Below are 25,452 nucleotides of genomic sequence, written 5' to 3'. Positions count from 1 at the left end.
GCGCAGTTCCCCCTTCGTACTGATCCACCTGTCACTAGGAGGTTCGACGATGGTCCGTCCTGCCCGCAGACCCGGCCGGTTGGCCACGGTGGCCGCCGCGCTCGCCGTGGCCGTGTCCGGGTTGTCGAGTGTCCCCGCCGCCGCGGCCGATCCGCCGCAGTGGCATCGCCTCGCCCCTCCCCTGACCACCCCGTGGACCAACCAGGTTTCGCCGGACAACGCCCTTCCCGAATACCCGCGGCCGCAGCTGACCCGCGACAACTGGCAAAACCTCAACGGCGTCTGGGAATTCTCCGCCGCCAAACCCGGTGATTCCCCGCCGATCAACCGCAGTCTCGACGAACGCGTCCTCGTGCCGTACCCGGTCGAATCGGCGTTGTCCGGAATCATGCGGCACGAAACGTCGATGTGGTACCGGCGGACGTTCCAGGTGCCGAAGAGCTGGCACGTCGGCGGCCGGGACCAGCGGCTGATCCTGCACTTCCAGGCGGTCGACTACGACACCACGGTGTGGGTCAACGGCCATCAGGTCGCCCGCCACACCGGCGGCTACGACGCGTTTTCCGCGGACGTCACCAACGCGCTGACCACCGGGAAAGACCAGGAAGTCGTCGTCGGCGTCACGGATCCCAATGACGCGGGCGGGCAACCGCTCGGCAAACAACGCAAACCCGGCGACGGAATCTTCTACACCCCGACGTCCGGCATCTGGCAAACCGTCTGGATGGAACCGGTGACCCCGGCCTACATCTCGCGAGTGGACACCACTCCCGATGTCGCCAGCGGATCGGTCACCGTCAACGCCGTGGTGGGCGGGCCGGCGAAACAACGCGTGCAAGCCGTCGCCTACGACCACGGCCGCGTCGTCGGCTTCGCGTCCGGGCCGGCGAACACCCCGTTGAAGCTCAAGGTGAACAAGCCGCACCTGTGGACGCCGGACGATCCGTTCCTGTACGACCTGCGCGTGTCACTGACGTCCGGGGACAGCGTCAGCTCGTACTTCGGCCTGCGTTCGGTTTCCATCGGCAAGACCGCCGACGGCAAACAGCGGATGCTGCTCAACGGCAAGTTCGTGATGCAACTCGGCCCGCTGGACCAGGGTTTCTGGCCGGACGGCATCTACACCGCGCCCACCGACGCGGCGCTGAAGTTCGACCTGGAACAGGAAAAGGCGCTCGGATTCAACATGGTGCGCAAGCACATCAAGGTCGAACCGGACCGCTGGTACTACTACGCGGACAAACTCGGCCTGCTGGTGTGGCAGGACATGCCCGCGATGAAGGACGACATCGAGGCGACACCCGCGTCCCAGGCGAATTTCGAATCCGAACTGCACCGGATGATCGACCAGCACCGCAGCTTCCCGTCGATCGTCACCTGGGTCCCGTTCAACGAAGGCTGGGGCGACTACGCCGTCGGCCGGATCGCCGACCAGGTCAAGGCCTGGGACCCGACCCGGCTCGTGGACGCGGAATCCGGCGTCAACTGCTGTCGCTCCGAACCGGACAGCGGCCGCGGCGATCTCTACGACGACCACACCTACACCGGTCCCGGAACCCCCGTGCCGGACGGGAACCGCGCCGCGGTCGACGGCGAATACGGCGGCCTGGGCCTGAAGGTCGACGGACACCAGTTCGACCCGGCAGGCAGCTTCGCCTACGAGATGGAACCAGACAGCGCCACGCTCACCCGCCGCTACGCCGAACTCCAGCAACGCCTCTTGCTCGCCGGACGGCAATGCGGCGTGTCGGCAGGCGTGTACACGCAGACCACCGACGTGGAGAAGGAGGTCAACGGGTTCTTCACCTACGACCGTCAGGTGAAGAAGATGGACTTCGCCGCCGTCCGGGCCGCGAATCTGTCGGTGATCAACGGCGTCGACGGCTCGCCACAACAGGGTCCGGTGATCCCGCCAGGCACCCCGGGCATCGACGGAATCGCCGCCTACCCGTTCGACGAGAACGGCGGCACCACCGCGGCGGACACCGTGGGCCACCACGACGCCACCCTCGTCGGCGGCGCTTCCTGGACCGCTGGCCACAGCGGTTCGGCCCTTGCGGTGAACGGCTCCGGCCAGTATGCGGACGCCGGTGCACCGCTGGTGAAGACCGACCTCAGCTACAGCGTCGCCGCCTGGGTCAAGTTCAACGCGGTCGGCGACGGTTTCCAGACCGTGGTGAGCCAGGACGGGAACGACCACAGCGCGTTCTTCCTGCAGTATTCCGGCGCGGACCACAAGCTGGCGTTCAGCTTCGTGGGTACGCGGGCGCTCGCGCCGATCACTCCGGAAGCAGGACGCTGGTACCACCTGGTCGGGGTTCGGGATGCCGCTACTGGGCAGCTGGCGCTATACGTGGACGGTCAGCTGGCGGCGTCGAAGAGCGTCTGTCTCGGCGAGGCGTCCACTGGCCACACCGTGATCGGCCGCGGGAAGTACGGCGGGAACCCGGTCGACTTCCTGAACGGGGCAGTGGACCAAGTGCATCTGTACGACCGGGCGCTGTCCGCTGCTGAGGTGGCAAAGCTCTACGCGTCCTGACCTCCGTGAAGGACTCCTTGAGGGAATTAGATTCCCTCAAGGAGTCCTTCACGGCTCTTCCCGCTTCGCCCGCACCCGCCGATAACTCCAGATCAGCAACGCGAACAAGATCAAGCTGGACAAGATCAAACTGGTCCCAGTGCTCCACCCGCTCAACGGCAACGACCGCACCGTCCCCCACACGATCCCCGCGGCCAGCAGCGCCAGCCCGGCCAGCACCGAGCCGGCGATGCGCAGCGGCGAGGACACGCTTTCCTCCGCGGCTCGCATCGCCCGCGTCCGCACCGGGTCGACAAATCGCTGCAGCGCCGGGAACTCCGACGCCAGCACCAGCAGCCCGGCGAGCACCAGCAGCAACCCCGGCCCCGGCAGCACGAGCAGCAAGACTCCGACGATCACCAGCGCCCCGCCGACGACCGAAAGGAGCACCCGGCGCACTGGCTTGCCCAATCCCATCGGGCCAGTGTGCCGCCGGGCTCGCGGTACTGCCAGCCGGACTGTCCATACTGGACCCCGGCAGCGGAGCGGGACGTTTTGTCGGTGCCGGGTGGTTAGCTGCTCAGCGTGGTCGAATCACTGCCTGACCTCATCCGCCGCTGGCAGGCGGGATGGGGCACGTCCCGAGGATTCCGGCCCGCCGGAGAAACGCGCGGCGGGCTGCACGTCCTGCTCGAACAACCGGATCGGCACCGCGAGGTCATCGCGTTGTCCGCCGAACCCGACATCCTGCGCGGTCTTGCCGAAGAGGTCGCCGCAGCAGAACGCCCGACCTGGCTGACCGTGCCCACGAACCGGCCGGAGGAAGTCGCGGCGATCGTGCGCGAGGCTGGGCTGAAGCTGCGGGACGCACGCGAAGCGCTCATGACCATTCCCCTGCGCCAACATCCACCGCGTCCAGCCCCGCCGCCCTACACAGGGGCGACCACCATGAACGGGGCGGTGTGCGAAACCGTGCTGCGACATCCCGGCTCGGGCGTCGCGGCACGAGGGACCATGGCCGTGGTCGGCGCCGACGCGATCGCGGACCGAATCGAAACCGTCCCCGAGCATCGCCGCCGCGGTCTCGGCAGCGTGGTGATGAGTTCGCTCGCGGAAAACGTCATGGCACACGGCGCGACCACCGGCATCCTCATCGCCACAGCGGACGGGCGCCAGCTGTATTCGGCGCTGGGCTGGAGCACGCGCGCCACCGTCCTCATCGCCCAGAGTCCGGCGGGCTGACATGGAATGGCTCACCGACACCCGAACGTCCTACGACGCAGTGGCGGAGGACTACGCCACGTTCGTCCGCGACGCGCTCGGCAAGCAGCCGTATCTGCTTGCCGCACTGCGGTTATTCGCCGAACAAGTCGACGACGGCCCAGTCGCCGACGTCGGTTGCGGGCCCGGCCAGGTGACCGCCCACCTCAACGACCTCGGCGTAGCCGCGTACGGCGTCGACCTCTCCCCCGGCATGATCGAGGTCGCCCGGCGCGACTATCCGGCTCTGCGGTTCGAGGTCGGGTCGATGACCGATCCGCTGCCTGCCGCGGCGCTGGCCGGGATCGTGGCGTGGCAGTCGGTCATCCACCTGCCCGACGACCTGCTCCCGGCCGTCCTCGCGAACTTCCGCCAGGCACTGCGTCCGAACGGATTGCTTCAGTTGCTCTTCCACGTCGGCGACGAGACCCGGCTCAAAACCGAGGGCTACGGCGGCCACCCGATGAAGGTCCAGGTGCACCGCCGCCCACGAGAACGCATGACGACATGGCTGCGAGACGCCGGGTTCACCGTCGAGGCCGAACTGCTCCTCAACCCGGAAACCCCGGCGCCGCAGGCACTCTTGACCGCTAGGAGCCGCCGTTAGTGACCAGCCAGCAACTGCTCGAACGACACCGACGCGTATTCGTCGTCCGGCTTCGCCTCAGGCGCCGCCGCGACCAGCTGCGCCAGCTCGCGACCAGCCCGCTCCACGCGCTGCTGCAACGCACCTGTCGCCTCGGCGCTGCCCCAGTCCGACGACGCCGCGTACACGCCTGTCGCAACCACGGTCGCGCGAAGGTAGGCGAAGAGCGGCCGCAGCGCGAAGTCGAGCGCGAGCGAATGCCGTTCCGTACCGCCCGTCGCGGCGAGCAGCACCGGCTTGCCGTCGAGCGCTTCCTTGTCCAGCACGTCGAAGAACGATTTGAACAGCCCGCTGTAGGAAGCGGTGAACACCGGCGTCACGGCGATCAGGCCGTCCGCGCGCGTCACGGTGTCGATCACTTCCCGCAGCTGCGGGCTGGGAAACCCGGTGAGCATGTTGTTGGTGACGTCCACCGCGATGTCGCGGAGTTCGAACACCTTCACCGTCACGTCCTCGTCGACCAGTGCGGCGCGGGTGGCCTCGGCCAGCCGGTCGGCCAGCAGCCGCGTCGACGACGGCTGGCTCAAACCCGCGGTGACCACGGCGATAGTGCGTGCAGTCATGACCTCTCCACTAAGTCCGGCGAAACCCAGGTCAAGCGGTGACGGCCTGCGCTTCGCGAGCGGCCTTGAGCGATTCGTGCGTCGGGGCGTCCGGCACGTGCGCCGGCCGCTTCGCGTCCAGTTCCTTGCGCAGCACCGGCACGACCTCCTCGCCGAGCAGGTCGAGCTGCTCCAGCACGGTCTTCAGCGGCAGGCCCGCGTGGTCCATCAGGAACAGCTGGCGCTGGTAGTCGCCGAAGTGCTCGCGGAAGGTCAGCGTCTTGTCGATGACCTCCTGCGGGCTGCCGACAGTCAGCGGCGTCTGCTCGGTGAAGTCCTCCAGCGACGGGCCGTGCCCGTACACCGGCGCGTTGTCGAAGTAGGGCCGGAACTCGTTCCACGCGTCCTGCGACTTCGGCCGGATGAACGCCTGCCCGCCGAGCCCGACGATGGCCTGGTCGGCCTTGCCGTGCCCGTAGTGCTCGAAGCGCTGCCGGTAGAACGCGATCAACTGCTGGAAGTGCGAGGTCGGCCAGAAGATGTGGTTCGCGAAGAACCCGTCGCCGTAGTAGGCGGCCTGTTCGGCGATCTCCGGGCTGCGGATCGAGCCGTGCCACACGAACGGCGGCACGCCGTCGAGCGGGCGCGGCGTCGAGGTGAAGCCCTGCAGCGGGGTGCGGAACTTGCCCTGCCAGTCGACGACCTCCTCGCGCCAGAGCTGGTGCAGCAGCGCGTAGTTCTCGACGGCCAGCGGGATGCCCTCGCGGATGTCCTTGCCGAACCACGGGTAGACCGGGCCGGTGTTGCCGCGGCCCATCATCAGGTCGAGCCGCCCGTCGGCCAGGTGCTGCAGCATGGCGTAGTCCTCGGCCAGGCGCACCGGGTCGTTGGTGGTGATGAGGGTGGTCGACGTCGAGAGGACGATCTTCTCCGTCCGCGCCGCGATGTTCGAAAGCAGCACCGTGGGGTTCGCCGGCGCGGCGAACGGCGGGTTGTGGTGCTCTCCGACGGCGAAGACGTCGAGACCGACCTCTTCGGCCTTGAGCGCGATCTTGACCATCGCCTTGATGCGCTCGTGCTCCGAGGGCGTAACGCCCGTGGTGGGGTCGGTCGTGACGTCGCCCACCGAGAAGATTCCGAACTGCATGACCGCTCCCTAGCCGGTTGCTTCCTACCTTGCTTGTCGGCACAACTACTCGCTTGGAAGATGTATTCCTACGGGACTATACCGGTGACCTGGGACACGCTGCCGGACACCGTCCGGGGCGCAGCGGCCAGTTCCTGTCAGGGGGTGCGGATATCCTGCAGTACGGTGACGGCCCGGGGCCCCTGCTCCGGCCGCCTGTTTGCCCACCGAACAGCACGCCTCGATCCGGGAGAACGACCTCGTGACCGCTGAGACTCTGTACGGGGCCGACGACCTGACCCACCTCGAAGGACTCGAGGCGGTCCGCAAGCGCCCCGGGATGTACATCGGCTCCACCGACAGCCGAGGCATCAACCACCTCTTCTCCGAGGTCGTCGACAACTCCACCGACGAGGGCGTGGCGGGCCACGCCTCGCGCATCGTCGTCACACTGCACGCCGACGGCAGCGTCCAGGTGGACGACGACGGCCGCGGCATCCCCACCGGCGTCCACGCCAAATCCGGCCTTTCCGGCGTCGAACTGGTGCTGACCCGGCTGCACGCCGGCGGCAAGTTCGGCGGTTCCGGGTACAAGACGTCCGGCGGCCTGCACGGCGTCGGCGCCTCGGCGGTGAACGCGCTGTCGCACCGCTTCGACGTCACGGTGAAGCAGGACGGCAAGGTGCACCAGATGTCGTTCGCGCACGGCGTGCCCGGCGTGTTCGACGGCCCCGGCCCGAAGGCGAAGTTCACTCGCCGCTCCGGGCTCAACCTCGTCGGCAAGATGAAGCGCGGCGAGCGCAGCGGCACGTCGATCCGCTACTGGTACGACGCGCGGTACTTCGAAACCGGCGCGGCGCTGGACGTCGAGGGCGTGCGCACGAAGCTGCGCAACACCGCGTTCCTCGTGCCGGGCGTCACGTACGTGCTGCGCACCACGTTCGAGGACACCATCAACGAGGAGACCTTCCACTTCCCGAACGGGCTGGCGGACATGGTCGACTTCCTCGCCCCGGACAGCGAAAAACCCGTCTGCGGCACGCTGATGATCACCGGCGAGGGCACGTACAAGGAGAACGCGGCGGACGCCAACGGCGTCATGCAGTCCAATGTGGAGCGACACGCCGAGGTCGAGGTCGCGCTGCGCTGGGGCACCGGCTACGAGCGCACCGTGGAGTGCTTCACCAACACGATCCGCAACGTGCACGGCGGCACGCACCGGCGCGGCTTCGACCGCGCGGTCACCCGTGCGCTGCAGGACGTGATCGGCAAGACGCGCGGGCTGCTCAAGGCAAAGGAGGACCCGCCGACCACCGAGGACGTGCTGGAGGGCATGACCGCGGTGATCCACGTCCGGCTGCCGGAACCGCAGTTCACCTCGCAGACCAAGGACGAACTGTCGACGGCGGGCATCACGCGCGTCCTCCAGGGCATCGTCGACAAGCAGGTGCGCGCCTGGACCGAGGACCGGAAAACCAAGTCCGAGGCCAAGATCGTGCTGCAGAAGGTGGTCGACGCGGCGCGCGTGCGGCTCACCCAGAAACAGCAGAAGGACGCCGCCCGGCGCAAAACCGCGCTCGAGGGCGCGGCGATGCCGCCGAAGCTGGTCGACTGCCGCACCACCGGCGTCTCGCGCAGCGAACTGTTCCTGGTGGAGGGCGACAGCGCGCTCGGCTCGGCGCGCATGGCGCGAGTGTCGGAGTACCAGGCGCTGCTGCCGTTGCGCGGCAAGATCCTCAACGTGCAGAAGGCGTCTCTCGGCGACACGCTGAAGAACGCCGAGATCGCCTCGATCGTGCAGGTGCTCGGCGCGGGCACCGGCCGCACATTCGACCTCTCGACGATGCGCTACGGCCGCGTGATCCTGATGGCGGACGCGGATGTCGACGGTTCGCACATCCGCACGCTGCTGATCACGCTGTTCGCGAAGTACATGCGCCCGGTGATCGAGGACGGCAGGCTGTACGCGGCCATGCCGCCGCTGCACAAGATCACCACGAAGGGCCGCGGTTCGGAGACCATCTTCACCTTCACCCAGCGCGAGATGGAGCAAAAGGTCGCCGAACTCGAAGCGGCGGGCAAGACGGTCGTCACGCCAGTGCCGCGGTTCAAGGGCCTCGGCGAGATGGACGCCGACGAGCTGTGGGAAACCACGATGAACCCGGCGACGCGCTCGGTCCGGCGGATCACGCTCCAGGACGTCGAGGCCGCGGAGCTGGCGCTGGAACTGCTGATGGGCGAAAAGGTCGAGCCACGGCGCAACTGGCTGGTCGAATCGTCCGACCGCGTCGACCGCGACGCCATCGACGTCTGAGTTTTCCGTTCGTTCCCAAGGAGTTGTGAGCCATGGCTCGCCGTAGCAAGAGCCCGGTGACCCGGGTCGACCCGAGCGCGTTCGACTCGCCGGGCGCGCAGGTCTTCGACAACCCGCTGAAGACGGAGATCGAAGACTCGTACCTGGAATACGCGTACTCGGTGATCCACTCGCGCGCCCTCCCGGACGCGCGGGACGGCCTGAAGCCGGTGCACCGCCGGATCCTGTTCTCGATGAACGAGAACGGCTACCGCCCGACGCACGCGTACGTGAAGTCGTCGCGCGTGGTCGGGGACTGTTTCGTGCGCGGCGCGCTGGTGTCGACCCCGGGCGGTCTCCGGCCGATCGAATCCATCGAGATCGGCGACCAGGTGCTCGACAGCCACGGCAACGCCGTGCCGGTCGCCGAGGTCTACGAGAACCCGCCGGACGAACTCGTCCGCGTCACCTGGTCGAACGGCCACACCATGACTGTCACCCCGGGGCAGCGGTTCCGCACGGTGGCCGAAGACTCGACCCTGGACTGGACGCCCGCCCGCGATCTCACCGGGCGGCTGACCGTCGCCTACGGGAGCGGCCGCCGGGAAAGCCTGCCGCAAGGCGGTGACCGGTACAGCTATCTGCTCGGCTTGATCACGGCCGAAGGATTCGCCGTCGACCGGAATCGCCCCGCGGACGGACGCGTCCGGATCCACATGTGCGACATCGAACCCCTCGACGCCGTGCACGAGTGGGCGACGGCCAACGGCGTGCGGGTGTCGCGCGGGACTCGCGTCGCGGCCAAACCGGAATGGCGCGACCAGCACATCCTGACCTTCGCCCGGCATGACGGACTGCTCGCGGCAGGCGAGCCGCTCAGCGACGCGAAGCACGTCCCAGCGGAAGTCCTCTCGGACCGGGCCTCGTGGGCCCCGTACCTCGCCGGTCTTTTCGACGGCGACGGCTACATCCGGAAGAACCACCGGGAGATCGTCTACGTCAGCACGAGCGAAAAACTCGTGCGGCAGGTCTACTCGATGCTCGCGGATCTCGGCATCCACGGCCACCACTGGAGCAACCCCAAGGAAAACGGTCACAAGACGCTTTTGGGCTTGTCCGTCAGCGGATCCGATGCCGCGGTGCTGGCCCGCGTCATGCTGCCGTGGACCACCATCGGTTACAAGAAGAGCAGTCTCGAAAAGCTCACCGAGATCGCTTACGAGTACGGCGGAAAGCAAGGGAACGACCGGCTGCCCAATAAGGGGATCATGGCCGAGTTCTCCGCCGCGCATCGCGGCGGAGGCTGGTTCCGCGACACCGCCGGATCCGCGTTCCGGGCATCACTGTCGGCGGAGACCGGTGCCGCCGTCCGCTACGGAAAGGATCGGCACGGCACCGCGCTGGCCGACCGCTCGTTCCGGCTTTCCCGGGCGCGTCAGGACGGCTGGATCGAGAAGCTGCGCCGGATAGGATCCCCGCTCGCGGACCGGCTCGACGCACTGAACGGGTTCTCGTTCCTCGAAGTCGTTTCCGTCGAACGGGTCGAGCCCGAGGTCACCTACGACATCCAGGTGGGCACCGAGGACCACGAATTCGCCGCCGAGGGTTTCGTCGTCCACAACTGCATGGGCAAGTACCACCCGCACGGCGACGTCGCGATTTACGATTCGATGGTCCGGCTGGCGCAGGACTTCTCGATGAACGCCCCGCTGATCGACGGGCACGGAAACTTCGGCAGTCCAGACGATGGACCGGCCGCTTCGCGTTATACGGAAGCCCGGATGTCGAACGAGGCGATGCTGCTCGTCGGCGAACTCGGCGAGGACACCGTCGACTTCCGGCCGAACTACGACGGTTCGCTTGAGGAACCTTCGGTGCTGCCGGCCGCGTACCCGAATCTGCTGGTCAACGGCACGTCCGGGATCGCGGTCGGCATGGCGACCAACATGATCCCGCACAACCTCGGCGAGGTGATCGGCGCCGCGCGGTGGCTGATCAACCATCCGAACGCCACGCTCGACAAGCTGATGGAGTACGTCCCGGGCCCGGATCTGCCCACCGGCGGCAGCCTGCTGGGCCTGGACGAGGTCCGCAAGGCCTACGAAACCGGCCGCGGCGTGGTCCGCATGCGCGCGAACGTCGAGACCGGCCCGCTGGAAGGCAGCCGCGGCAGGCAGGCCATCACGGTCACCGAGCTGCCGTACGGCGTCGGCCCGGAAAAGGTGATCGAGAAGATCACCGACGAGGTCAACAAGTCCAAGCGGCTCACCGGAATCGCGGACGTCAAGGACCTCACCGACCGCGAGAACGGCACCCGGCTCGTCATCGAGTGCAAGGTGGGCGTCAATCCGCAGGCGCTGCTTGCGGATCTTTATCGCCTTACGCCGCTGGAGCAGTCGTTCGGCATCAACAACCTGGTGCTGGTCGACGGACAGCCGCAAACGCTCGGCCTGAAGGCGCTGCTGGAAGTCTTCCTGCGGCACCGCTACGAGGTCGTCACGCGGCGCACGCGCTACCGGCGCCGCAAGCGCGAGGAACGCCTGCACCTGGTCGACGGTCTGCTGATCGCGCTGCTGAACATCGACAAGGTCATCCGGCTGATCCGCGAAAGCGAAAACGCGGCCGCCGCGAAGGACGGCCTGATGACGAAGTTCAAGCTGTCCGAGATCCAGGCGACGTACATCCTGGACACCCCGCTGCGCCGCCTCACGAAGTACGACCGCCTGGAACTGGAAAACGAGCAGGACAAGCTGCGCGCGGAAATCGCCGAGCTGACCACGATCCTCGAGGACGAGTCGGTCCTGAAGAAGCTCGTGTCGACGGAACTGGCGAAGATCGCCAAGGACTTCCCGACCGAACGCCGCACCCGCCTCATCGACGGCGACCTGAAGGAAGTCCTGGCCGCGTCGAAGCCGTCCGGCCCGCTGGAAGTAGCGGACGACCCGTGCCAGGTGATCCTGTCGGCGACCGGCCTGGTCGCCCGCACCGCAGCGGAATCCGAAGAAGCGTCGGAAGTCCGCCGCCGAAACGGCCGGGTAAAACACGATGCCGTGTCAGCCGTCGTGCACACCACCGCACGCGGCCAGGTGCTGCTGGTGACCAGCCGGGGCCGCGCGTTCAAGACAGACGTGCTGCCCCTGCCCGTGCTGCCGGAACAAGCAGGCACTGTCTCCTTGCGCGGCGGCATGGCAGCGAAAGAGCTGGTACCGCTGGAAAAGGGTGAACGCGTCGTAGGCATCGCCCCGCTGGGCGAACAAGCAGGCAACTCGCCAGGCTTGGCCATCGGCACCCGCGGCGGCGTAGTGAAGGTGTGCGCTCCCGACTGGCCAGTGCGCTCGGACGAATTCGAAGTCATCAGCCTCAAGCCCGGCGACGAGGTCGTCGGCGCGACTTGGCTGACCGACGGAAACGAAACCCTGGCGTTCATCTCGTCCGACTCGTCCCTGCTCCGCTTCGCCGCGAGCCTGATCCGCCCGCAAGGCACCAAGAGCGGCGGCATGGCAGGCGTGAAACTGTCCGCGAACGCCAAGGCTGTCTTCTTCGGAGCCATCCGCACCGACGACGAAGAACACGGCGAACCGATGGTCGTGACGGCAACGGGTCAGAGCGTCAAGGTCACGCCCTTCAGCGAATACCCCGCCAAGGGCCGCGCCACCGGCGGCGTGCGAACCCACCGCTTCCTCAAGGGAGAAACCGAAGTCCAGGTCGCCTGGGTGGGCCCCCGCCCAGCAGGCGCGAGCCGCACCGGCGACCCAGTGGAACTCCCGGAAATCGACCTCCGGCGAGACGGCTCGGGCCACGCCCACCCAGGCCCAGAAGTAGTAGGCCACCTCATCGAACGCGGCTAGCACCAGCCGTACGGGGAACCCTGAGGAACTCTGCTTCCCACAGGGTTCCCCGCACGCACATCCAGCCACGAATCCGGCCCGCCCACCGGGGTTTTCTCAGCATCGCGCGAGTACCCGACGCTCGCGATGCCAAGGCCCGCACGGGAGCGAAGCCGCGCACCCCCGAGCACGCGGAGTGCCCACGCGCGATCCCAAGCCCGCAAGGGAGAGAACCGCGCCCCCTTCCAACCTGCCGACTCTCAACACCGCCTCAGCGAATCCACTGCAAACCGCCCAGTGGAGCGCTAGCCCCACCGCAAACCGCACCGAAGCACCCACCCCTCGAAGCACCCACACCTCCCCCGCCCCCGATACGAAGCCAAAAACACTCAAAAATCGGGGTGCCCCACGCAACCACCGCCCCCGATGGGGGCGTCAGCCCTCCACAAAACGGCTCCGACCACCCAGCGGCTCAACTCACCAAACACCGAACCGACGGGCCCTTCACCGACCCGGCCCCCGTCACCGATCCGACCGCAACGAAGCCGGATCAAAACTCTCCCACTCCTCCTCCACCGCAGACTCCGCAGTGGACTCGGCAGCAGGCGCAGGAGCCGGAAACCGCCTCTCCCCCAACCGCTCCCCCCGCAACCGCTGAAACTCCTCCACAGTCATCCCCGGATCATCGTCCGAAGCACGAGCCGGCGCCGCCCGCCCAGACAACGCCTCCACGAGCAACCCGGCCTCCTCCCCCAGCAACAACCCCACCCGGTTGTAGCAATCCTGCTCGGCCTCAGCCATAGCCACCCGTACCACCTCAAGCACAAGCGCAGAAACCCGAGACGGATCCGCCGACCCCAACGCAGGCGCAAGCCACAACCGCTTCAACGCCCCCAACGCATCCACAGTCACCTCAACCGACCCATCCAAGGCATGAGCCGACCCCCGCGCCTCCCCCATCAACGACGCGACCTGAGCCAACGCCGCCTCCCGGTCCCGCGCCAGCTCAATAAGCTCCCGAGTCTTCACAACACCACCGGCTCTTCGTCATAAAAATCGGGATCATCCTCAGTCAACGCCGTATATCCCAGCGCAGCCACGGCTTCCGCCCCCAATACCGGCGACAGAACCTGATGCATCCGATCCGCGGCCCGCCGCTCGGCCCGCCGCGACAGCTCCAGAATCTGCGCGGCGACAGCCTCCGACCCGCCACGCAACGCAGCCCGCGTCAACGTCAGCCCAGTCAGCAACCCACCAGGCGCGACCTCGACGGAAACCCCGCCAGCAGCGGCTTTCCCGACCACTGGCCCGGCCCGTTCGAACCGGGCGGCAGCCGCTTCCCCGGTCCGGGAGGCCTCTTCCCTCACCCGCGCCACCGCGCGGTCCATGTCGAATTCAGCCACCACTCACCCCGTCGGCCGGTAGAACCCGATGAACTGCTGTCCGGCGTTGGTCGTGCGGATCTTGCTGATCTGCACCGGATCCCCGGCCTCGACCATCTGCCCGTCGCCGATCACCATCGCGACGTGTCCGGACCACACCACCAAGTCCCCCGGCAGCAACTGATCGATCGACGGCACCTCGGCCCCGACCGTCTGCTGCTTCGCCGTGCGCGGCAATTGCAACCCAGCGTCCTGATAGGACGTCATGGTCAACCCGCTGCAGTCGAGCCCTTGCCCGCGCGCGGTCCCGCCCCACACGTACGGCACGCCCAGCTGAGACAACGCCGCCCGGACCGCCTTGGCCGCGGTTTCGTTCGGTGCCATCACGGTTTTCCCGCCCGGCAGGTTGATCCCGACGCCGCTGCCCGGCTGCGGTGGAACGGCCACCGGCAACCGCGGCTTCCCGGCATACCCGCCGCCGCCTCCGCCGCCGATGTCACCGCCTCCGCCACCACCGTGGCTGACGTGCGCGCCATTGTTGTTGAATGCCTGCGGCACCGACGTCGTAGCGCTGCTCGCGGACGTCGATTCCGATCCGCCGAGCCGCTGCCCCAGTCCGGTCAGTTTCCCGAGCGTCTCCTCGGTGAACGTGGCCGCCTGCCCGGTCAGCTGCCCGATTTTCGTCTGCAGCTGCAGCAGAATCTGCCGAGCCGCGGCTGCCCGGCTCTCCGGCGGCTGAATCCCGTTGACCGCCGCCAGCGCCTTCATCGAGGACGCGATCTCCCGCAGGATCTGGTCCCGCACCTGATCGTTGCGGATCTCGCCGACGTGCAGCGTCTCCGCCGCCTCCGCGACCGCCCGCTCGATTTCCGCGCTCTCGTCGAGAAGGTCCTGGACTTCCTTCTCCAGGTCCTTCGACGTCTGGACCGCGCGCTCCGAGGTCGCCCCGGAACTGGCCTGCGCCAGATTCACCCGTTGCGCACCCGCGTGCTGATTCGCCTGGCCGACGGACGTCTGCAGCGCGACATGCCCGTCGCGCGCGCCGTTGATCGCCGACGGATCGTGCTTCAGCTTCGCGGCGAACTGATTCGTGGTGTCCAGCCCGTTGCGGACCAGATGATCGACGGGAGCGTTCACGAAAGCCTGCGCATCGCGTCGCCGTGTTCCTGCTCCACCGCGGCGTAGTTGCCCTGCGTGCGGCGAGCGGCCTCGCCGACGTTGTGCCAGCCGCCGCCGAGCGCGTGCATCCGTTCCTGCAACGCCCGCATCCGCGCGCCGTACGCGCCGGCGAACCCGGATTCGTCCCCGATCGCGGAGAACCCGTCGCCAGAAAGCGTCACGTGCGGACCGAGGTGTGCTTTCGCCGCGGAACGTACCTCGTCGCCGAGTGGGTCGACCTGCTTCGCGTAGTTCTCATACGCGCCGTCGTCGACATGAAAACCGGACACAACCCGCCCCTCCCCTGAACCCTGCGGCCCAGGTTAGCGGACGGGTTGTGCCCGGACAGGCGAAATGACCGGATCAGGTCAGCCGCCCAGAATCTTCGTCAGCCAGTCGCCCTGCGCCGGAACGGCCTTGCCGTCGACCGCGACCGTCGGCGTGCCGAAGCCGACCTGGCCGTTGCCGAAGTCCTGCTGCAGCTTCGGGTCGTTCTGGATCTGCTGGAACGCTGCCTGCAACTGCTGGTCGTACGCGCCGGCGTTGATCGCCTGCGCGAACTTCGGGTCGTTGATCCCGAGGTCCTGGCCCAGCTTGATCAGCTGCGCCTTGTCGTACCCGCGACCGCCTTCCGGCGGCTGGTTCTTGAACAGCGCGTCGTGGAACGCGGTGAACTTCTGCTGGTCGGCGGCGGCGAGCGCGGCGTTCGCCGATTCGAGCGAGTAGCCAGGCGGGTCCGAGTTCTTGTTGAGCAGGATCACCATGTGGTAGCGCACGGTGAGCTGGCCGTCGTTGATCGCCTTCTCCATCCGCTGCCCGAAGTCCTGCTGCAGTTTGGCGCAGTACGGGCACAGGAAGTCGGCGTAGAGGTCCATGGTCTTCGGCGCGCCCGGTTTGCCGACCGACACGACAGCCCCGTCGCGCTTCTCGACCACGCCCGGCCCGAGCGCCGAGGTCGTGCCCGGCTGGATCGCGCTGTCCTGCGTCGCGTTCTTGCTCGAGTTGATCCAGAGCACGCCGCCGATCACGAGCGCGGCGACCACCACGACGGCGACCACGATCGCGATGATCTTGTTCCGGTCGCTCTTCGAGCCCCGCGCCTGGGCGACCGACCTCGCGGCCGCCGCCTGCTGACGGCTTTTCCGCGCGTTGCGCGCAGCTCCACCCACTGTTCCTAATTCCCTTCCGCGATGCTCTGGGGGTAGTCGTCCGGGGCCTCGTCCGAGTTCCCGGCTTTCCCGCTCTTGCCCCAGCCGAGCCAGCCGTCGACCGAGAGCCACGTGCGCGGCCGGACGAGCAGCCACACCGCGAGCAGGGCGAAGCCGGTGTCGCGCAGGATCTCCTGCGGGTATTCGGTCTGCCCGGCGTCCACGCGCCCGCCGCCGCCGAAGCAGCCGCAGTCGATGCTCAGACCGCGTGCCCACGACTGCGCGATGCCCGCGACGAGCACGGCGAGCAGCAGCAGGGAGGCTCCCGCGACCCAGCGCGTGGCCAGCCCGGCGAGCAGCAGCAGCCCGAGCACCAGCTCCAGCAGCGGCAGCCCGGTGGCGACCGGGCGCACCAGCGCGTGCGGGAGCACGTCGTAGGCCTGCACGGCGATGTACGTCTGTCCCGGATCGGCGATCTTCAGGCCGCCGGACACGAGCCACACGGCAGCCAGCCCGAGCCGGGCGAGCGTGCCGATGGTGTCGAGTACAGGTTGGGGCAGTCGGCGCACGCGCTTAGGCTAGCCGTCTGACCTGAGAACTATGTGAGCAGCCAACCGGCGAAGCGGAGGCACCGATGCGGTTTCGCGCAGTGCTCGCCGCCGTGTTTCTGCTGGTCAGCTGCGTATCGTGCGGTTCTTCGGAGGTATCGAAGGACGATCCGCTTCCCACCCGGGCGCGTGACGGCAACCACCTGACGATCGGAATCCGGTTCGACGCGCCGGGACTTTCGCAGCGAACCGTCGACGGAAGGCTCGCCGGTTTCGACGTCGACGTCGCTACTTTCGTCGCGCGCGAACTGGGGGTCGAACCGGACCGCATCACCTGGCACGAGACCACCCCGGCCCGCCGCGAAACGGACCTGACCTCGGGCGCGGTCGACCTGGTCGTGGCCACCTATTCGATCACCGACAAGCGGAAACAGCAGGTGGGCTTCGCCGGCCCGTACTTCGTCACCGGCCAGGACCTGCTGGTGCGGCTCACCTCGCCGGACATCACCGGTCCGGAAAGCCTCAACGGCAAACGGCTGTGCTCGGTCACCGGCTCGACGCCGGCGCAGATGGTGAAGGACAAGTTCGCGCAGATGGTGAAGCTGGTCGAGTACCCGCGGTATCCGGACTGCGTGACCGCGCTGCTGGCCAACCAGGTCGACGCGGTGACCACGGACGCGGTGATCCTCGCCGGGTACGCCGCGCAGAATCCGGAGCTGCTGAAGGTGGTCGGCCGCCCGTTCTCCACTGAGCGGTACGGCGTCGGCCTGCGCAAGGGCGACACCGAGGGCCAGCACGCGGTCGACGACGCGATCCGGAAGATGGTGTCGACCGGGGCCTGGCGGAAGTCGCTGGAGACGAACATCGGGCCGTCGAACTACCCGTTGCCGAATCCACCGGAGATCACCGAGCAGTGACCGACCTAGCCTCGCTGCCGGACCTGCCCGTCCGCGCGGTGCTGCCGTCCGTGCTGAGCGCGCTCGACGACCACGGCGCCGCGGTGCTCGTCGCCCCGCCCGGCACCGGCAAGACCACGCTCGTGCCGCTCGCGCTGAACCGCGGCGAAGGACGCGTCGTGGTCGCCGAGCCGCGTCGGCTGGCTGCTCGGGCCGCGGCCGGGCGGATGGCCGCTCTGCTGGGCGAACCCGTAGGCGAGACGGTCGGGTACGCCGTGCGCGGCGACCGGAAGGTGTCTTCGCGCACGCGGATCGAGGTGGTCACGTCGGGGCTGCTTGTGCGGCGGGTGCAGCACGATCCCGAACTGGCCGGCGTGTCGACGGTGCTGCTGGACGAATGCCACGAACGCCATCTCGACGCCGATCTGCTGCTCGCTTTGCTCCTCGACGTCCGTGCCGGATTGCGCGACGACCTGCGGCTGCTCGCGACCTCGGCGACGGTCGCGTCCGGACGGCTGGCCGAACTGCTCGACGACGCGCCGGTGATCACCGCACACGCCCGCACGTATCCGGTTGAGCTGAGCTACCGCGCTCCAGCGCGTGGGGAACGTCCGGAAGCCGCGGTCGCTTCAGCGGTCCGGAAAGCCCTCTCCGAAGGCGACGGCGACGTGCTCGCGTTCCTCCCGGGCGCCGGGGAAATCGCGCGTACGTCAGCGTTGTTGAGTTCGCTGGACGCGGATGTGCTGCCACTGCACGGACGGCTTTCCGCTGCCCGGCAAGACGAAGCATTACGGCCCCGCGACCGTCGCCGGGTAGTCCTCGCGACCGCCGTCGCCGAATCGAGCCTGACCGTTCCCGGTGTCCGCGCGGTCGTGGACTCGGGTCTCGCGCGCGTCCCCCGAGTTGACCACCGACGCGGTCTCGCCGGGCTCGCCACGGTGCGGGTTTCGGAGGCGGTGGCGGAACAACGCGCTGGTCGCGCGGGCCGTGAAGCGCCTGGCCGGGCGTACCGCTGCTGGCCGGAGCACGAGCAAGCAACGCTCCCGGCGTATCCGGAGCCGGAAATCCGCACCGCCGAACTGGCGCGGTTCGCGTTGGAGCTCGCCTGCTGGTCCACCCCCGACGGAACCGGCCTCGCCTGGTGGGACCCGCCTGGCGAAGGCGCGCTCGCTGCCGCGCAAAGCCTGCTCGTCACGCTCGGCGCGACCACGTCCGATGGTGCGGTCACACCGCGCGGACAGAAGATGGCCGACCTCGGTTTGCATCCCCGGCTGGCGCGCGCGTTGCTGGACGGCGCTGAGGCCGTCGGTGCTCGGGCCGCGGCAGAAGTGGTCGCGCTGCTCGATACCGGAGCGACGCTGACCGACGTCGAAGCGGAACTGCGACGGCTCCGTTCCGCACACGACGACGCGGCCCGCCGATGGCAGCGGGACGCGAAACGGTTGGCAGCATTGGTCAATTCCCCAACGAAAGCAAATCCGGACGCCGCGTTGGTCGTCGCCCTCGCCCATCCGGAACGCTTGGCGCGGCGGCGCGCGGGATCGGCCCCGGTGTATCTGATGGCCGGCGGCACCGCGGCAGAACTGCCCAGCGGCAGCGGCTTGGGCGACGCCGAATGGCTGGCCGTCGCCGAAGCCACCCGCGACCCGGGCCGGGTGCACGGCACCATCCGCCTCGCCGCGACCGCCGACGAAGCATTGGCGACCCGAGCCGCGCCGACCCTGGTGTCCGAAGTGGACGAAGTGCGTTGGGACGGCGATGTCGTCGCCAGGCACGTCCGCCGCCTGGGCGCGATCGTTCTGTCGGAAAAGCCCTTACCCAAACCAGATCCGCAGCTGGTCCACGACGCAGTCGTCACCGGACTTCGCGCCGAAGGCCTCGGTTTGCTGCGCTGGAGCCAAGACGGAACCCGCCTCCGCGAACGCCTGGCCTTCCTGCACCGCGTACTGGGCGATCCGTGGCCTTCCGTGGACGACGAGTCACTGCTGTCCGAGGCAGCCACTTGGCTGGATCTCTCGAAGGTCCGCCGCCGGGCCGACCTGGCGAACGTCGACGCCGGAACCGCCTTGCGCGGCCTGCTCCCCTGGCCCGAGGCCGCGCGGCTCGACGAACTCGCCCCGGACCGGCTCGAAGTCCCGTCCGGTTCGCATTACCGCGTGGACTACCGCGGCGACCAGCCGGTACTCGCGGTGAAGCTGCAGGAGACCTTCGGCTGGACCGAGACGCCGTCGCTCGCCGACGGCCGCGTTCCGGTGGTGCTGCACCTGCTGTCGCCCGCCGGTCGCCCGGCCGCGGTCACCGCCGATCTCGAATCCTTCTGGCGCACCGGATACGCCGCCGTCCGCGCCGACCTCCGCGGCCGCTATCCGAAACACCCGTGGCCGGAAGACCCCGCGACCGCCACACCGACCCGGCACACCACCCGCAGGGCGCGGTGACCCCTGCCTAAAGTCGGGGTCGGCGCGGGACGGTCGGCTGATGTCCGCGCACCCCGCGCGGGCGCAGACTTCGCCCTATGATCACGTTTCGCGGATTGACGAAGCGCTACGGCCAGAAAACGGTGGTCAACGGCCTGACCTCGGTCATCGAGACGGGCACGGTGACCGGGTTCCTCGGCCCGAACGGCGCGGGCAAGTCCACCACCATGCGGATGACCGTCGGACTCGACCGGCCGGACTCCGGCGACGCGCTGATCCGCGGCAAACCGTATGCAGAACTACGGTTTCCGCTGCGGGAAGTCGGCGCGCTGCTGGATGCGAAAGCCATGCATCCCGGACGCAGCGCGGGCAAACATCTGCTCGCGATGGCGCGCAGCAACGGGATCGCCGCGAGCCGCGTCGAGGAAGTGCTCTCGACGGTCGGACTGAGCGACGTCGCGGGCAAGCGCACCGGGACGTTCTCGCTCGGCATGAGCCAGCGGCTCGGCATCGCCGGCGCGCTGCTCGGCGACCCCGGCGTGCTGATGTTCGACGAGCCGGTCAACGGCCTCGACCCGGACGGCGTCCGCTGGGTGCGGCAGCTGATGCGCTCGCTCGCCGCCGAAGGACGCACGGTGTTCGTGTCCAGCCACCTGATGAGCGAGATGCAGCTGACCGCGGACCGGCTGCTGGTCATCGGCAAGGGGTCGATCCTCGCCGACGCGGCGATCGGCGACTTCATCGCGGGCAACTCGAGCCGGTCGGTCGCGGTCCTCGTGCCGGATCCGGCGGAGCGCGCGAAACTCGCGGACTGGCTTCGGGGCAACGGCCGGTCGGTGCTGCCCGGGGAGGGCAGCGAACTGCTCGTCGACGAGGCGACCGCCGCCGAGATCGGGGATCTGGCCTACGAACTGGGCGTCCGGCTGCACGGGCTCGCCGAGCGGACCGCTTCGCTCGAGCAGGCGTACATGGAACTGACCGCCGGATCGGTGGAATACGGGGTTACGGCATGACGAAGCTGGCGATTTCGGCGGAGTGGACCAAGTTCTGGTCGGTGCGGGCGACGTGGTTGTCGCTGATCGGCGGAGTGCTGTTGATGGCGTTTTACTCCGTCGTCTCGGGGATTTCCCAGCACGTCGGGGACGAGCGGCAGCAGACCGCGCACGGCATCGTCAACAGCGGCGCGATCTACCTGGTCGAGTTCTGCGTGCTCGCGGTCGCGACGTTGTTCGTGACCAGCGAGTACACCAGCGGGTCGATTCGCTCGACGCTGCAATGGGTTCCGGTGCGGGCCCGGGTCACCGCAGCCAAAGCCGCGGTGCTGGTACCGGTGCTGTTCGTCTACGGCGTGGTCGTCGCGGCTCTCGGCATGGGGGTCGCCTCGGTGCTGATGCGTGGGGCTGGGGGTTCCACGTCGCTGTCACAAGGGGCGATCACCGCACTGGGTATGGGGACGTATTTCGCGCTGCTCGGCGTGCTGTGCCTGGGGATTTCGTTCGTGCTGCGCAGCGCGGCGGGCACGCTGGTGGTGGTGATCGTGCTGCTGCTGCCGTTGCCGATGCTGATGTCCTCGTACGTGCTTCCCGGCGCGATGGACTATTTCCCGGCCTTCGCGGGGATCAACGCCATGGTGCCGCCTGGCGACGTGAACCCGTTGTTCGGCAGCCCGCCGCCGTACGGGCCTTGGGTCGGCGTGCTGGTCTGCCTCGTCTGGGCGGTCGCCGGAATCGCCGCCGGGACCGCGCTGCTGAACCGCCGCGACGCCTGATCAAGCCCGCGGCAATCCCAATCCGGCGAGCACGGCACGGGCTCCGGCAACCAGTTCGGCTTCGGCCGGCGGGTTGACGGAGCCCGTGCCTGCCAGTGCGTCGAAGATCGATCCGTCGAGCCAGCCGATGAGCACTCGGGTGTGGTCCTCGGGAGTCGGAGAACCGGCCGCGGCAAGCACTTCCGCACATCGGCGGCGCAATTCCAGGCCGCCAGCGTCGTATCGGGCGCGCAACTCCGGCCGCCGGGTCGATTCAAGCGCGAATTCGTAACGCGCGAGCATTCTCGTGCGGCCGGCGGTGATCGAGCGGTATACCATCGCGCCCAGGAACTCCGCGAGTTTCCCTTCCGGCGGGGCGACCTCGGCCTGGTCCAGCGCGACCATCCGGTCCGCGGCCAGTTCCAGCAGTGCGACGCGGGTGCGCGCGTAGTACGACGTCGAACCCGCGGGCAGCCCGGCCGCACGATCGACGGCGCGGTGAGTCAGCCCGCGCATGCCCTCGGCCGCGATGACCTCGATGGCTGCGTCGCCGATCACAGCTATCCGTTCCACCCTCGGAACACTACAGGTGTAGAGTCCTCTACAGACGTAGAGGAGGTCGGCATGGCTTCGCGAAGCGCGGTCGTGGTCGGGGGCGGCATCGGCGGACTGGCCGCGGCGATCGGGTTGCGCCGGGTCGGGTGGGACGTCGCGGTGCTCGAACGGGCACCGCAGTTCACCGCCATCGGCGCGGGAATCTCGTTGTGGCCCAACGCGCAGCGGGCGCTGGCTGAACTGGGCGTCGAGCCGCGAATCTCCGCGCAGCGCGGCGGTGGACTGGTCGACTGGCGCGGGCGTCGGCTGGCCAGCTGGGACGCGGACCTCTTCGTGCGCAGCCACGGACTGCCGCTGGGCGCGATCCACCGGGCGAATCTGATCGAAACGCTGCGGTCCGCGCTGCCCGACGACTGCCTCAAGACCGGGGTCGAAGTGACCAGCGTTGAGCAGAACGGCTTGGTGCACCACGATTCCGGCTCGATCGAGGCGGACCTCATCGTGGCGGCCGACGGAATCAACAGCCCGATCCGGCAGGCGCTTTTCCCGGCCGCGCGCGTGGAGTACAGCGGCGGCGCGGCGTTCCGCGGGATCGCCAAACTGCCGCTCAAGCCCACCTTGAGCACGACGTGGGCGGCCGGAATCGAGATCGGCGTCCTGCCGCTGCTGGACGACGAGGTGTACTGGTGGGTCTCCGAAGCCCGCCCGGCCGGGATCCGGCACGACGACGTGCGCGCTTACCTGAGCGCGAAGTACGGCCGCTGGCACGACCCGATTCCGCAGCTCATCGACGCCACCCCGGAAATCCTGCTGCACGACACGCATCACCTGGCGACGCCGCTGCCCAGCTACACCCGCGGCCGCATCGCGCTCCTCGGGGACGCCGCGCACGCGATGCCGCCGTTTCTCGGGCAAGGCGGCTGCCAGGCGTTGGAGGACGCGGTGGTACTGGCTTCACACGTCCAGGCGTCCACAGTGGACGAAGCGCTCCGCCGTTACGACGCGGAACGACGCCCGCGTACGCAGAAGGTCGCGAAGTCGTCGATCCAGGCCGGTGCCAGCGGGCCGCTCCTCCGGAACCCGGCGGCGGTCGCGCTGCGAGCGACTTTCACCCGGCTGTTGCCCGCAGCGGTCACGACCCGAGTCGGCGCCAGCATCAGCCGCTGGCAACCGCCGAGGCTCACACCAGCCCCGCTTCAAAAGCCGTGATCGCGGCCTGCACCCGGTTCCGCACGTCCAACCGGGTCAGGATCGTGCTCACATGCGCCTTCACCGTGCCCTCCACCACGAACATCCGCGCTGCGATGTCCGCATTGGACAGTCCTTCGGCCAGCAGCACCAGCACCTCCCGCTCGCGGTTCGTCAAGACGTTCACCCGCTCGCGTGCGGTCGCGGCCCGGGTGAACCGGCTGCCGGACAAGCGCGTGATCACCCGATGCGCGACCTTCGGCGACAGAAACGCCGCGCCATCGGCGACCGCGTGCACCCCGGCGAGCAGCTCACGAGGGTCGCCCGCCTTGAGCAGAAACCCGCTCGCGCCAAGGCCTAGCGCGCGTTCGATGTACTCGTCCTCCCCGAACGTCGTCAGCATGAGGACGCCGGTGTCCGGCAGCAGCTTGCGGATCTCCTCGGCCGCGGCGAGCCCGTCGAGACCGGGCATGCGGATGTCGAGCAGCGCGACGTCCGGCCGGTTCGCGCGGGCCAGTTCGACCGCCTCGCGACCGTCCGCGGCCTCGGCCACTACCTCGATTTCCTTGTCCGAGGCCAGGATCGCGGCCACGCCGGCGCGGATCATCGCTTCGTCGTCGGCCAGCAGTACGCGGATCACGGTTCGTCCTCACTGTAAAGATCCTTGCTCGCCACTCGATCGTCCACAAAGCACAGTCGATAGACGGCATAGTTGAAGTTGAGCCAGCTCCGGCCGGCTCCGTAGTACTCGCAGATGCTTCGGTAGGGCTGCGGCGGCACGTTGATCGACGGCAGCGTCGTGCGCTGGCGGCCGGGCAGCATCGGTTCGACGGCCGAGCGTGGCATGCCGAGCTGGATCCGCGCGTACGAATCCGGCGGCAGTTCCGACGACGACCACTGCACCAGGAACGTCACGCCCGCCCCGCCGACGACCACTCCGAACAGCGCCAGCGGCACCACGATCGCCTGCACCAGGCTCGACCGGACGGCGCGACGGGCACGTTCCAGCTCGCGCGCCGCCTGCCCGATCCCGTCGTCGTCCTGCTCCGGCACGGGCGCCGAATCGTGCGGCAGGCTGGCCGCCACCTCGAACCCGCCGTCCGCCGGGCCCGCCGTCAGGCTCCCGCCGACCAGCCGCACCCGCTCGTGCAGGCCGATCAGCCCCCGCTGCCCAGACCGGCCGGGCAGCGGTCCGGCAGGCGGCGGCGCGTTCCGGACCCGGACGTCAGTCGACTCATCAGTGCTGGTCACCACTACCGTGACGGCCGCGCCGGGCGCGTACTTCGCCGCGTTCGTGAGCGCCTCTTGCACCACGCGATAGACCGCCCGCGCGACCATCGGCGGTGCGCCGTCCAGCTTGTCGATCCGCGCGCCGATCTCGATCCCGGACGCCCGCGCGCGGTCGATCAATTCCCCCAGATCGCCCTGCACCGGCTCGATCGGCGCGGCGTCCTCGCGCAGCACGCCGATGATCTCGCGCAGCCGTTCCGTCGCCGTCGCCGCGCCCGCCCGGAGTTGTCCAGCGGCCTCGCGCTGCTCTTCGCCAAGCTCGCTGTCGACCTCCAAAGCCGCCGCGCGCACCGCGATCAGGCTCAGCTCGTGGCCGAGCGAATCGTGCATGTCGCTGGCGATCCGGGCCCGCTCCCGCAGCCGGGCTTCCTGCGCGACCAGCCGGTGCCTGCTCTCCATCTCCTCCGCGCGCCGCCACCCGTCCTGCGCGAGCTCGCGCCGCAGCCGCACGTGCCTGCCGAGCAAACACGGCGCGACCCCGGCGAACGCGAGCGTGCCGAGCACCGCGCCCCACGCGTCGAAGCCCGCCTTCGGCAGGAAAGCCAGCGGGATCCCGGCCACCGCGATGGCGAAGAAGCAGATCATCGCCACACGCGCCCTGGCCAGCCGCAGACCGGCCAGGTACGAGATCACGACGATCAGGAAGAACTCCCACACCGCCACCCGCCCGCCCCAGCCGAACGCGATGACGAGCGCCGTCGACATCGCCACTGCCAGCGCGAACGCCGGGTAGACGCGGGCGGTGGCCATCGCCAAGGTGACCGACACCAGGCCGTAGACGAGTTCCCAGACGTTCGGGTCGAGCGGGCCGTCGAGCATGACGAACCCGCACAACGCGGCCCAGAGCAGCACGTCGAACGTCACGCGCCAGCGGACTCGCGTCGCCTCCTTCATTCCGCTGACGCTACAAG

General features: G+C 68.7%; 22 protein-coding genes. 10 read left to right on the top strand and 12 right to left on the bottom strand.

Features of this window, described 5'->3' with window-relative positions:
* Positions 1-49 precede the first annotated feature (49 nt).
* Positions 50-2,539 (top strand): LamG-like jellyroll fold domain-containing protein, encoded by a 2,490-nt coding sequence (locus L3Q65_RS42700; protein WP_237598157.1) that lies wholly within the window; start codon positions 50-52, stop codon positions 2,537-2,539.
* 48 nt (positions 2,540-2,587) lie between these two features.
* On the opposite strand, the gene L3Q65_RS42695 is transcribed toward L3Q65_RS42700, so the two are convergent.
* Positions 2,588-2,995 (bottom strand): PGPGW domain-containing protein, encoded by a 408-nt coding sequence (locus tag L3Q65_RS42695; protein ID WP_237598156.1) that lies wholly within the window; start codon positions 2,993-2,995, stop codon positions 2,588-2,590.
* A 108-nt stretch (positions 2,996-3,103) separates the two neighbouring features.
* Here L3Q65_RS42695 and L3Q65_RS42690 point away from each other — a divergent pair, with 108 nt between their 5' ends.
* Positions 3,104-3,760, top strand: coding sequence for a GNAT family N-acetyltransferase (locus L3Q65_RS42690; RefSeq protein WP_237598155.1), 657 nt, complete (start codon positions 3,104-3,106; stop codon positions 3,758-3,760).
* Between the two features lies 1 nt (position 3,761).
* Positions 3,762-4,385 (top strand): trans-aconitate 2-methyltransferase, encoded by a 624-nt coding sequence (locus tag L3Q65_RS42685; RefSeq protein ID WP_220507482.1) that lies wholly within the window; start codon positions 3,762-3,764, stop codon positions 4,383-4,385.
* Here L3Q65_RS42685 and L3Q65_RS42680 read toward each other — a convergent pair.
* Together L3Q65_RS42680 and L3Q65_RS42675 are read right to left on the bottom strand one after the other, a co-directional pair.
* A complete protein-coding gene (locus L3Q65_RS42680; protein ID WP_182892572.1) occupies positions 4,382-4,987 on the bottom strand; it encodes an FMN reductase in 606 nt (201 codons plus the stop codon). The genes L3Q65_RS42685 and L3Q65_RS42680 overlap by 4 nt on opposite strands.
* Before the next feature lie 31 nt (positions 4,988-5,018).
* Positions 5,019-6,113 (bottom strand): LLM class flavin-dependent oxidoreductase, encoded by a 1,095-nt coding sequence (locus tag L3Q65_RS42675; protein ID WP_182892573.1) that lies wholly within the window; start codon positions 6,111-6,113, stop codon positions 5,019-5,021.
* A 241-nt stretch (positions 6,114-6,354) separates the two neighbouring features.
* Here L3Q65_RS42675 and L3Q65_RS42670 point away from each other — a divergent pair, with 241 nt between their 5' ends.
* Entirely contained in the window at positions 6,355-8,406 is a 2,052-nt protein-coding gene (locus tag L3Q65_RS42670) for a type IIA DNA topoisomerase subunit B (RefSeq protein ID WP_182892574.1), read from the top strand.
* A 32-nt stretch (positions 8,407-8,438) separates the two neighbouring features.
* The gene (locus L3Q65_RS42665; protein WP_182892575.1) at positions 8,439-12,233 is read left to right on the top strand and encodes a DNA topoisomerase (ATP-hydrolyzing); all 3,795 of its coding nucleotides are present in this window, start codon (positions 8,439-8,441) and stop codon (positions 12,231-12,233) included.
* A gap of 501 nt (positions 12,234-12,734) precedes the next feature.
* On the opposite strand, the gene L3Q65_RS42660 is transcribed toward L3Q65_RS42665, so the two are convergent.
* The 6 genes from L3Q65_RS42660 to L3Q65_RS42635 all read right to left on the bottom strand — a co-directional run bounded on the left by L3Q65_RS42660 (position 12,735) and on the right by L3Q65_RS42635 (position 16,436).
* Complete coding sequence (locus tag L3Q65_RS42660; RefSeq protein WP_370648241.1) at positions 12,735-13,172, bottom strand: YbaB/EbfC family nucleoid-associated protein; 438 nt, start codon at positions 13,170-13,172, stop codon at positions 12,735-12,737.
* 65 nt (positions 13,173-13,237) lie between these two features.
* Positions 13,238-13,618, bottom strand: coding sequence for a YbaB/EbfC family DNA-binding protein (locus tag L3Q65_RS42655; RefSeq protein ID WP_182895307.1), 381 nt, complete (start codon positions 13,616-13,618; stop codon positions 13,238-13,240).
* Positions 13,619-14,731 (bottom strand): C40 family peptidase, encoded by a 1,113-nt coding sequence (locus L3Q65_RS42650; RefSeq protein WP_237598153.1) that lies wholly within the window; start codon positions 14,729-14,731, stop codon positions 13,619-13,621.
* Positions 14,728-15,042, bottom strand: coding sequence for a hypothetical protein (locus tag L3Q65_RS42645; RefSeq protein WP_182895309.1), 315 nt, complete (start codon positions 15,040-15,042; stop codon positions 14,728-14,730). Before L3Q65_RS42645 ends, L3Q65_RS42650 begins: the two co-directional genes overlap by 4 nt.
* A 78-nt stretch (positions 15,043-15,120) precedes the next feature.
* Positions 15,121-15,921 (bottom strand): thioredoxin domain-containing protein, encoded by an 801-nt coding sequence (locus L3Q65_RS42640; RefSeq protein ID WP_182895310.1) that lies wholly within the window; start codon positions 15,919-15,921, stop codon positions 15,121-15,123.
* Between the two features lie 5 nt (positions 15,922-15,926).
* Positions 15,927-16,436: a MauE/DoxX family redox-associated membrane protein gene (locus L3Q65_RS42635; protein WP_182895396.1), complete on the bottom strand. Its 510-nt coding sequence runs from the start codon at positions 16,434-16,436 to the stop codon at positions 15,927-15,929.
* Between the two features lie 98 nt (positions 16,437-16,534).
* Between L3Q65_RS42635 and L3Q65_RS42630 the strand changes: the two genes are divergently transcribed.
* The 4 genes from L3Q65_RS42630 (at position 16,535) to L3Q65_RS42615 (ending at position 21,529) form a co-directional block, all read left to right on the top strand.
* A complete protein-coding gene (locus L3Q65_RS42630; RefSeq protein WP_182895311.1) occupies positions 16,535-17,365 on the top strand; it encodes a glutamate ABC transporter substrate-binding protein in 831 nt (276 codons plus the stop codon).
* Positions 17,362-19,782: an ATP-dependent helicase HrpB gene (gene hrpB, locus L3Q65_RS42625; protein WP_237598152.1), complete on the top strand. Its 2,421-nt coding sequence runs from the start codon at positions 17,362-17,364 to the stop codon at positions 19,780-19,782. Before L3Q65_RS42630 ends, hrpB begins: the two co-directional genes overlap by 4 nt.
* Positions 19,783-19,859: 77 nt before the next feature.
* Entirely contained in the window at positions 19,860-20,774 is a 915-nt protein-coding gene (locus L3Q65_RS42620) for an ATP-binding cassette domain-containing protein (protein WP_237598151.1), read from the top strand.
* Positions 20,771-21,529 carry an ABC transporter permease gene (locus L3Q65_RS42615; RefSeq protein WP_182895314.1) on the top strand — a complete coding sequence of 253 codons (759 nt, stop codon included), beginning with the start codon at positions 20,771-20,773 and terminating at the stop codon, positions 21,527-21,529. Before L3Q65_RS42620 ends, L3Q65_RS42615 begins: the two co-directional genes overlap by 4 nt.
* On the opposite strand, the gene L3Q65_RS42610 is transcribed toward L3Q65_RS42615, so the two are convergent.
* The gene (locus tag L3Q65_RS42610; protein ID WP_182895397.1) at positions 21,530-22,024 is read right to left on the bottom strand and encodes a TetR/AcrR family transcriptional regulator; all 495 of its coding nucleotides are present in this window, start codon (positions 22,022-22,024) and stop codon (positions 21,530-21,532) included. It lies immediately after the preceding gene.
* Positions 22,025-22,132: 108 nt separating this feature from the next.
* On the opposite strand from L3Q65_RS42610, the gene L3Q65_RS42605 reads away from it, so the two are divergent.
* Positions 22,133-23,272, top strand: a complete 1,140-nt coding sequence (locus tag L3Q65_RS42605) for an FAD-dependent monooxygenase (protein ID WP_182895315.1) — start codon at positions 22,133-22,135, stop codon at positions 23,270-23,272.
* On the opposite strand, the gene L3Q65_RS42600 is transcribed toward L3Q65_RS42605, so the two are convergent.
* On the bottom strand, positions 23,244-23,891 hold the full coding sequence (locus tag L3Q65_RS42600; protein ID WP_182895316.1) for a response regulator transcription factor: 648 nt from the start codon (positions 23,889-23,891) through the stop codon (positions 23,244-23,246). The genes L3Q65_RS42605 and L3Q65_RS42600 overlap by 29 nt on opposite strands.
* Entirely contained in the window at positions 23,888-25,435 is a 1,548-nt protein-coding gene (locus L3Q65_RS42595; RefSeq protein WP_182895317.1) for a sensor histidine kinase, read from the bottom strand. Before L3Q65_RS42595 ends, L3Q65_RS42600 begins: the two co-directional genes overlap by 4 nt.
* Positions 25,436-25,452: the final 17 nt, after the last annotated feature.

It is taken from the genome of Amycolatopsis sp. FU40, assembly GCF_021903635.1.
Taxonomy (GTDB): Bacteria; Actinomycetota; Actinomycetes; order Mycobacteriales; family Pseudonocardiaceae; genus Amycolatopsis; species Amycolatopsis dendrobii.
This window is presented reverse-complemented; position numbering and strand designations above follow the sequence as displayed.